Origin of the sequence: Succinivibrio dextrinosolvens (assembly GCF_900116345.1) — a bacterium.
Lineage (GTDB): Bacteria > Pseudomonadota > Gammaproteobacteria > Enterobacterales > Succinivibrionaceae > Succinivibrio > Succinivibrio dextrinosolvens_B.
The window spans coordinates 100,655-108,720 of sequence record NZ_FPAH01000005.1 but is presented as its reverse complement, the minus strand read 5'-3'; the positions used below and the strand labels follow the sequence as shown (position 1 = coordinate 108,720).

6 protein-coding genes are annotated in these 8,066 nt (G+C 36.8%); 2 read left to right on the top strand and 4 right to left on the bottom strand.

What is annotated here, in order from left to right:
- Positions 1-278: 278 nt before the first annotated feature.
- The 3 genes from BM308_RS02915 to BM308_RS02905 are packed head-to-tail and all read right to left on the bottom strand — an operon-like array spanning position 279 to position 1,127.
- A complete protein-coding gene (locus BM308_RS02915) occupies positions 279-560 on the bottom strand; it encodes a hypothetical protein (protein ID WP_074942793.1) in 282 nt (93 codons plus the stop codon).
- 3 nt (positions 561-563) lie between these two features.
- Positions 564-863: a hypothetical protein gene (locus BM308_RS02910; protein WP_074942792.1), complete on the bottom strand. Its 300-nt coding sequence runs from the start codon at positions 861-863 to the stop codon at positions 564-566.
- Between the two features lie 3 nt (positions 864-866).
- Positions 867-1,127 carry a hypothetical protein gene (locus tag BM308_RS02905; protein WP_074942791.1) on the bottom strand — a complete coding sequence of 87 codons (261 nt, stop codon included), beginning with the start codon at positions 1,125-1,127 and terminating at the stop codon, positions 867-869.
- Between the two features lie 425 nt (positions 1,128-1,552).
- On the opposite strand from BM308_RS02905, the gene BM308_RS02900 reads away from it, so the two are divergent.
- Positions 1,553-3,193: an AAA family ATPase gene (locus tag BM308_RS02900; protein WP_074942790.1), complete on the top strand. Its 1,641-nt coding sequence runs from the start codon at positions 1,553-1,555 to the stop codon at positions 3,191-3,193.
- A 135-nt stretch (positions 3,194-3,328) separates the two neighbouring features.
- Here BM308_RS02900 and BM308_RS02895 read toward each other — a convergent pair whose 3' ends face one another.
- A complete protein-coding gene (locus BM308_RS02895; protein WP_074942789.1) occupies positions 3,329-5,557 on the bottom strand; it encodes a motility associated factor glycosyltransferase family protein in 2,229 nt (742 codons plus the stop codon).
- A 215-nt stretch (positions 5,558-5,772) separates the two neighbouring features.
- Here BM308_RS02895 and BM308_RS02890 point away from each other — a divergent pair, with 215 nt between their 5' ends.
- Positions 5,773-8,037 (top strand): motility associated factor glycosyltransferase family protein, encoded by a 2,265-nt coding sequence (locus BM308_RS02890; protein ID WP_074942788.1) that lies wholly within the window; start codon positions 5,773-5,775, stop codon positions 8,035-8,037.
- Positions 8,038-8,066 lie beyond the last annotated feature (29 nt).

The window sequence follows — 8,066 nt, the reverse complement described above, 5'->3', positions numbered from 1 at the left end:
TCATTTGTTGTAGGTAATAGACCGAAAGTAAATGGTTCAAAATACAGGATGCGTTACCTTAAGAAGGAAAATTTATAGCAGAAAGATTGATCCTGCCTATAGGCAATTGATCCTAACCGAAGATATAATTGGATTAGCTTCCAATATATTTTTATTGTCTGGAAATGAATAAAAATCAGACAAACAATGCCTGAATAAACAATAAGTTATGATTAAAGTTCGGCAAGGGACAGCGCTAGTCAAAAAGTTTTACAAAATGCTTGACATCCGAGCTGTCACTATATAGGAATAAACAGGGATCCGACAAAAGAAATCACGCTGGTGACGTTTAACCGCAAGAGGACAATCTGTAAGGTCTTGAAATACGAGATCTCGTATTTCAAGACCTTAGCAATAGATCTTTTCCCGTTAAAAGTAATGATAGTTATTTCTGATTCACCGTCCCAATTATCCTTCAAAGAATTAGAGGCAAGCTTTGCCATCAGGCGTGGCATACCAAAACGACCTGAGACAGGCTCTTTTATAAGGACGATTTTTCCGGTTGATGATAATATTGACATGGGTTACTCCTGCATCAAGCTCATAATCTTGTTAACAGTCTCCCAGATTTGTGGCGGTTTGGGATTAAATGACAGCTGAACGCCATTCAACTGGATTCGGGCGTAATCAGAATCTGAGCTGACATTGTTCCTGTATCTATTGTGTCTGTAAAAGTTGTTGCGCCTCATTGACTCTCCATTTTCTATAAGAGGGAAAAGTGAGGTCTGCTCAGAAATCTCCTGATTGGACTCTGGATGCTCGACTGAGATAACCTGAACCTGCTCCTTACGATCAGTTTCATACCTGTTAACGATCTTAAACATCGTTTATTTGGAGATACCTAGATGCTCATACATCTTAGTTACAGAGAATCCCTGATTCTTTAGCACTTTGATTTGTTCAATCAGAGCTTCAAAAGCTAGTTTCTCTTTTTGGTTGTAGATAACTTCACCCAGATGAGAGAGACCAAGGCGGTCAATAGTATTCTTTGACAAATGATATTTATAGGCGATTTGGTACGAAGACAGTTGTGAGGTTATAATATCTTTTACAATATTTTTAACTACATCGGGATCTATGCTACTCATAGTGACTCCTTAGCAAACTAATAATTTGCTAAGATCGTACTATTTATGCGGGGATGGAACTAGGTACTAAATATTTAACAATTACCAATAAAGCTAAAAGAACAGAAAAAAAATCTTACATGAAGCCTAATTTCACCTGCCAAGTTCACGTACTTTTAAGTACATAAAAGTAAATCTGTCCCCATTGAGAAAAATCTCACATAATGTATATTTCATAGTAACATCAACATTTAAAATGTTATAAAACAGCTTGTTATAGATCCTGTCTGATACTATTTTTATCAAAGAATATCCTATTGTCGACACTTATTCTGCCGAAGAATTCGACCGAAGAAGTACAGCGTTACTCCGCAAGTTCACCTATTTAAAAATAAACAAGAAAACAAATCCTGTATAATGGATTTATACAGATCAGAGGTTTGACAATGAAAAGAATATCAGTATCAGAGAATATAGAAAATTTTGGAGATAGATATATCTACGTAGATAAAACAGAATATATATATAATCTGATAAATAATCATGAGAGAGTATTCTTTTCACGCCCTCGCCGTTTTGGAAAATCGCTTACACTTAACACCATAGGGACTCTCTTTGAAAAAGGAGTTGAACCTTTTTTTAAAGGTACCTGGATTTACGATAAATGGGATCAGGATATATACCATGTTCTTCATTTAAGTTTTCTTGAATACTCTGCTACAGATTTAGATGCATTTAAAAAAAGTTTATGTCAGCCACTTCGTGATTTCGCAAGACTCAACAAAATTACAGACTATACTGACGACAACGAGCCGGGTAATCTGATAAGAAATATTTTTACAGTCATGCCAGATCAGATGCAGATCGTTCTTCTTATTGACGAATATGATCGTCAGCTGACAGCCAATATTAATAATCCAGAATTGTACGAGGAGTTCAGGATCTGTATCAGAGATTTTTATGGAGCAATAAAGGGTAAAAAGGCGATTAGATTCCTTGCTGTAACAGGAGTAACCCGACTCAAGGATGTATCAATCTTCTCTGTTGGTTCTGATATTAAGGATTTAAGCTACAATAGTGCCTATTCTAAGCTGATAGGTTTCACTCGCGATGAGATAAAACACTTCTATTTAGATTATCTCAAACTTGGTGTAGCTTTTGAGAAAAACAAAGCACCAGAAAGCGTTACAGATTCTGAAATAGAAAATATTATCGATAGAATGGCTGATCATTATGACAGCTACTGCTTTGATGAATTCAATAATAATAAAGTATTCTCCACATATTCTGTTAATGGCTTTTTACAGGATATATATGAGAAAAGAACGGTCAGGTTTGGGGATTACTGGTACGACGTCGGAGGTCTACCATCTATTCTTATGAACTACATGAAATCTCATGATCTTAATATAGAGAAGCTTCTAACTTCAGAAATTTCAATTCCCTATAATGATTTTATGAACCCAACTTCCCTTATTGAGATCAATGAGAGTGTACTGATGTGTCAGACTGGATACCTGACTTTAAAATCAGAAATAGATCGAAATGAGGATGTTATCTTAGGTGCAGCGAACCGTGAGGTAAGATCGGCTTTATTTTCACTTTTAAGTCTAAGTGTCTTTGAAAAGAATGTTTCTCCATACGCCAATGGCAAAAGGTATGTTCTTGAACATGGCACTACTGAAGATATCATCACCCTATTCAACAGCGTATTAGCAGCTTTATCCTATGATAAATATCCTGTAAATGACGAATCTGTTCTAAGAGCTCTGCTACAAGTATACCTTTTAGGAAAAGATCATGATGTAAGAGTAGAACAGCATAACTCTAAGGGTAGAAGTGACATTCTTGTAAACTTCCCAAAACGCAGGGTGGTGATTGAACTGAAGTACACAACAGAAGAAAGTGAAGAGCAAAAGAAACTTGAAGAGGCAGAAAATCAGATCATAGAAAAGGGCTATGGCCTTGAGAATCTTGGAGATAGAGAACTTCTCCAGATAGCCTGCGTATTTAACGGAGCCAAGAGCAAACGACAGATTACTGCCTATAAGCCAGTGTTTTCGCAAAAAGGCTCTTACAGAAGCTGATTTCACCCACCGAGTTAAGCATCATTTGATGCCAGACTCTGATGCTGAGATTCGAAGTAGAGCATCTTTTGACGACAAAACCAGATGCTCAACCATCAAGTTAAGCATCTTTTTAGTTTTACTCCTCTAAACGCCTCATTCATATTTCTTAACAAATGTTTTCAGAGGATCGTCAAACTGCTTCGTGATAATCTCGATCTTTCCTGGAAATGGAGGAGCTTTTCCATAAGAAGTATCTTTGCCCACGACTCCATTTTCAAAATATTTTCTATGCTCCCACATGACATAATCCGGCAGATAGGAAAACAGTACCTGAGCTTCATTCAGAAAATCTTTTACCAGATTCATAATCCTGTTGGCTCCCTCTATGCATTTTGACTCGTCTGCGCAATGATAAAGAGCTCGTGAAACCAGAATAAACAGATTCTGAATACTTCCGTTTAAGACAGAACCATAGTAGAAAGTTTCTCTGTGGTTCATGAGATCATAGATATATTCTGAAAGCTTTACCATCTTCTTTATATAATCAACTCTATTATCAGGCAGATTATCAAGCATATTAATAGATTTCTGACAGATTTCATTAAACTTCACAGAATCAAAGAGCTTACTGAACGCATGTTCAGAGAAGTGCAGTTCTACAGTCTTCACCCCTATTACATATTCAGAGAACTTCTGTTTATCAATATCCGGCTTGGAGGAAAACTCTTTTACAAGATCTTCAGAATGAGTAGGTATAGTATTCTCCATAAAAATACCATCCGAGCAGTTATGACAGGTAAGCTTATCGTTATTAAGTTTCTCCATCTGCAGCAGGAAACCTATATTGTGTCCAGACATCGCAAAAAAGTGGCTGCTCTCGCACTGTCCGCCAAAATTACCCGGCAGAACTTTCTCTATCTGATAAGGTCCTGCATTATCTACAACTCCCCTGTTTGCATACAGAGTTGTAAAGGATGAGTGCATATTGTTAGTACCTATCTTTTTACCGTTATCAACTCCGAAAAGATAGATGTTCTCGAAACCAAAATAGATGGCAGAAGCCAGACCGGCATTACCCACCACAGGATTTGACAGCTTTATCTCCTGTATTTTTTCAAGCTCAGGATAATATGCGGTTAAATAAGGAAAAAAAGGTTCATCATTCTTGGCAAAAATAGCCGAGTTCTTAAAATATTTCAGAGTGTTCCTATGACAGGTATCTGAGGAAACAATTATTATGTCCTGAAGAAACTTCTGATCAGGAATAACGCCAAGTGTTGAATCTCCAATATTAAAGGTTCTTTCAAGATTTACATAAAAATCAGGTTTAATTCCTGCGTGATACAGTGAATCGATTGCAGTACCACAGGCGATAACAATCGACTTATCCTGATATTTTCTTATAAAAGGGATATCGTGATCTAGGGACGGACCAGCTCCGATAACAAATACAGGTAAATCCTTATATTCTTTCTTTAAAGGCTTATTTAAAACAAACTTATGTTTATTGTTGATAAGCTCAATGCCCTGACTTGTAGCAAAAAGGTGATCGTCAAAGTAACCAATAGCTTCGTGAATCTGATCAAAGTGTTTTTTGATCTCATCCCAAGTCTTCCTGGTTTCATCGTTAATGTAATGAATATAGGTAAACCATGAGCCGGATAAAAACAGACCAGATTTCTTATAGGAAGCCTCAATATCTAAAAACAGCTGATCAAGGGTAACGCCAATAATAAAATGTATGCGATGATCACTTTCATGAAGGTATTCAAGCAGATTACACCAGTCAAAGGCAAACATTGAGGCATAGAACAGATCTGGATCAGGTTCAACCAGTACCAGGTTCTCAATTTCCACCTGTTCATACAGTCTTGCCAGATGATAACCAAGACCACATCCAATCATTAGACAGTTTGGAAAAGATTTAACATCCTTGATTAATAGTTCCTTATTTCGAGGAAGAGAGTTCTCAATTTCTACAGCCTGATTACTGTATTTAAAGTGGATCTGACCATAAGGGTCAAATTCCAACTGATATTTAGTCTGCTGAACTTTTGCAGTAGCAAGGAAATTATCCATCTCCTCCTGACAGTAGGCTATCGGATCTTCAGTTTTATAGAAGAACTCATTCTCTTTAGTAAAAATAAGGTTAGGAATACCGTTCTGAGAACAGAAGAACTCAAAGCTTTTAACAGGAGTATATTTATCAAATCTTTTGGCTATATCAGGATAATACTTTTTAAAAGTCTCAAGATTATGGCAGAAGCGCTCTTCAAGGAACTGATACATCTGAGACTGGATTTCCTTTAGTTCTTCAAGATTCTGAGCGGATAATTCCTGATTATTTAAAGAACTGATTTCATCTTTTGTATTATTCTGCATAAATCCCAAGCCTTTCTATCTTCATTCAACTGCTGGTAATTCTCAAAGAGAGAGTATTCTTAATTATCTAGTTTACAAGAACCAAGTGATACAAACTCCAATGTAGATTTGATTTTTCTTATTCATTTTTGGACTAAGGTCTACAACGCTGAACCCGAATAAATGCTATGATACTAGAAGCGAATAACTATCTCAAATTTAAAGAAAAAATTTAAATGACAGAACAAAGCATCAATCCTTTTGTACATAAGGATACAGAATTAGAACAGCTAGAAAAGAAATATGCGGATATCTTCGTAGAGAGTCTGAAGGATCTTCATGAAATCACAGAACTTCAGCTTGTTATGAAACAGGATCTGGCATACCGCTTTCAAAGAAATATTGAGGCTTTCAAAAAATATATTCCTGAGGTTGCAAAGCAGTTTGAAAACTATAAACCTAAAACCAGGATGGATTTTTTCTGCCTGAAAAATGAGATTCCTAATCTGATTTTCACTGATAACAACGACATACTTTATAAAACAGACAATCCCTTTGAATTATCCAAAAATCAGATTGATAAAATCATCAACAATACACGAATTTCCCAGCTAAGATATCAAACTGAATACGATCCATACGGACAGCTGCATTTTAAATACAATAACCGTCTGATTGAAATAGAACAGTCAAAAATCAGAGACAATAGTGTAACTCCAAAGCAGATTGAGTCTCTTCCAAACTGTGTGATGCTTGGAATTGGTCTAGGCTATCCTTTAGCGGATCTCTATAATCAGGTGGAAATCGCCAATCTGATTATCGTTGAACCTAATCCCGATATCTTTTATGCCTCCCTTCAGGCTTTTGAATGGGCCCCTTTTCTGGATTACATCTTTGAAAACAAACTAGGCATTCACCTTATGATTGGACAGAATGCCGATCAATTCTTTCTTGATCTTGAACGTTTTTATGATCGTCATGGAAGATTTCTTTCAGGAACATGGCTTGGCTTTACTCATTATTCAAATAAAAAAGTAAAAGAATTCATTTCATTATTCGATAAACATTACCGCTCAATAAATGCAGCCATGGGCTTTACCGATGATCATCTTTTCGGAGCCTCGCATGGATGCTACGCAATTCTGAACCAGAAGAATTTTGTTCTGAATACCCCATTAAAAGAGGAATACAAAAGCAAACCAGTCTTTATTATCGGCTCAGGACCATCATTAGATCACGATATTCCTTTTATACGAAAGTATCAGGATAAGGCTATCATTATTGCCTGCGGAACCGCGATAGATGCACTGTACCATGCCGGAATAAAACCAGATTTTTACGCTAATACAGAAAGAACACCTCAGATTAAGCAGGCGCTGAGTACTATTCCGGATAAGCAGTTCTTTGATGACATTGTGCTTTTAACAGGAGATGTCTGCCACCCTAATACCTTAAACGAATTTAAGCATACTGCTATCTTCGGCAAACCTGATGAGCCTTTATATCCATATCTTGCCATGAATTTTCCTGAGTACAGAAAAGTTCAGTATCTGCAGCTTATGAATCCTCTTGTGGGAAATATGGGACTATCTGGTGCGATATTTCTTGGATTTGAAAATCTCTACCTCTTTGGTCTCGATAACGGTAAGAAATTAGGCAGTACCACCATGCACTCTGAATTTACCTCCCTCTATAAGGAACGAGGTGTTGGTGATACCGGAGGTAACTATGCCATCACCAAGACCGTTCAAGGTAATTTTGGAGGCAAATGTGAGACTGGGTACCTGTTTGACATGGCACGTCGAAATATGGATTTTGTGCTTCAGATGGAGAAACTCTGCAGAAAGAATCTTGTCTGTCATAACTGTTCTGATGGAGCCTTACAGGAACAGGCAACTCCGGTTCACAGTGAGGATTTATACGATATATTTGAAAGACTCCCAACTATAGATAAAAAAGCATTTTTCTCATATATCACAGAAGAAAAAACAGCAAAGATAAACATTTCTAAAGACCAGCTTATCAAGGCCTTTGATAAGGAAATATTTAAACAGACCTGTGACAGGTTAAAGGCAATTATTCAGAATAAACCAGACAACCGAGTTGAGTACATAAAGAACATGGAGACGGTATCAGAAGTTATGTACTATCTGAAAACTGCACCTTCAACCTATTTTTATGGAGCAGCCTTAGAAGGATCAATTCAGACTTTCTTCATGCAGATATCAAGAATGCTTTACCATAGCAAAGATGAAAAAGCCTGTATTGAGCTAGCCAATCAGGGAATGGATGTCATAAATGACTTCCTTGACGAAGTTCCTGACCTATTCAGTCACATGCCATTTATATATCTTGGAGAACATCAGCAAATCTACAAAGAAGGGAAAGTTGGAAGGGATATGCCTCACTGCAAGGCTCCAGACTTGCCTAAGATGCATATTCTAGTTAAGGATGATGACTATAAAGATCCTTTAGCCAAATTTGTTAAGAGGTATGAGTAAATAATATCCCGAAAACAGACAAACTAGTT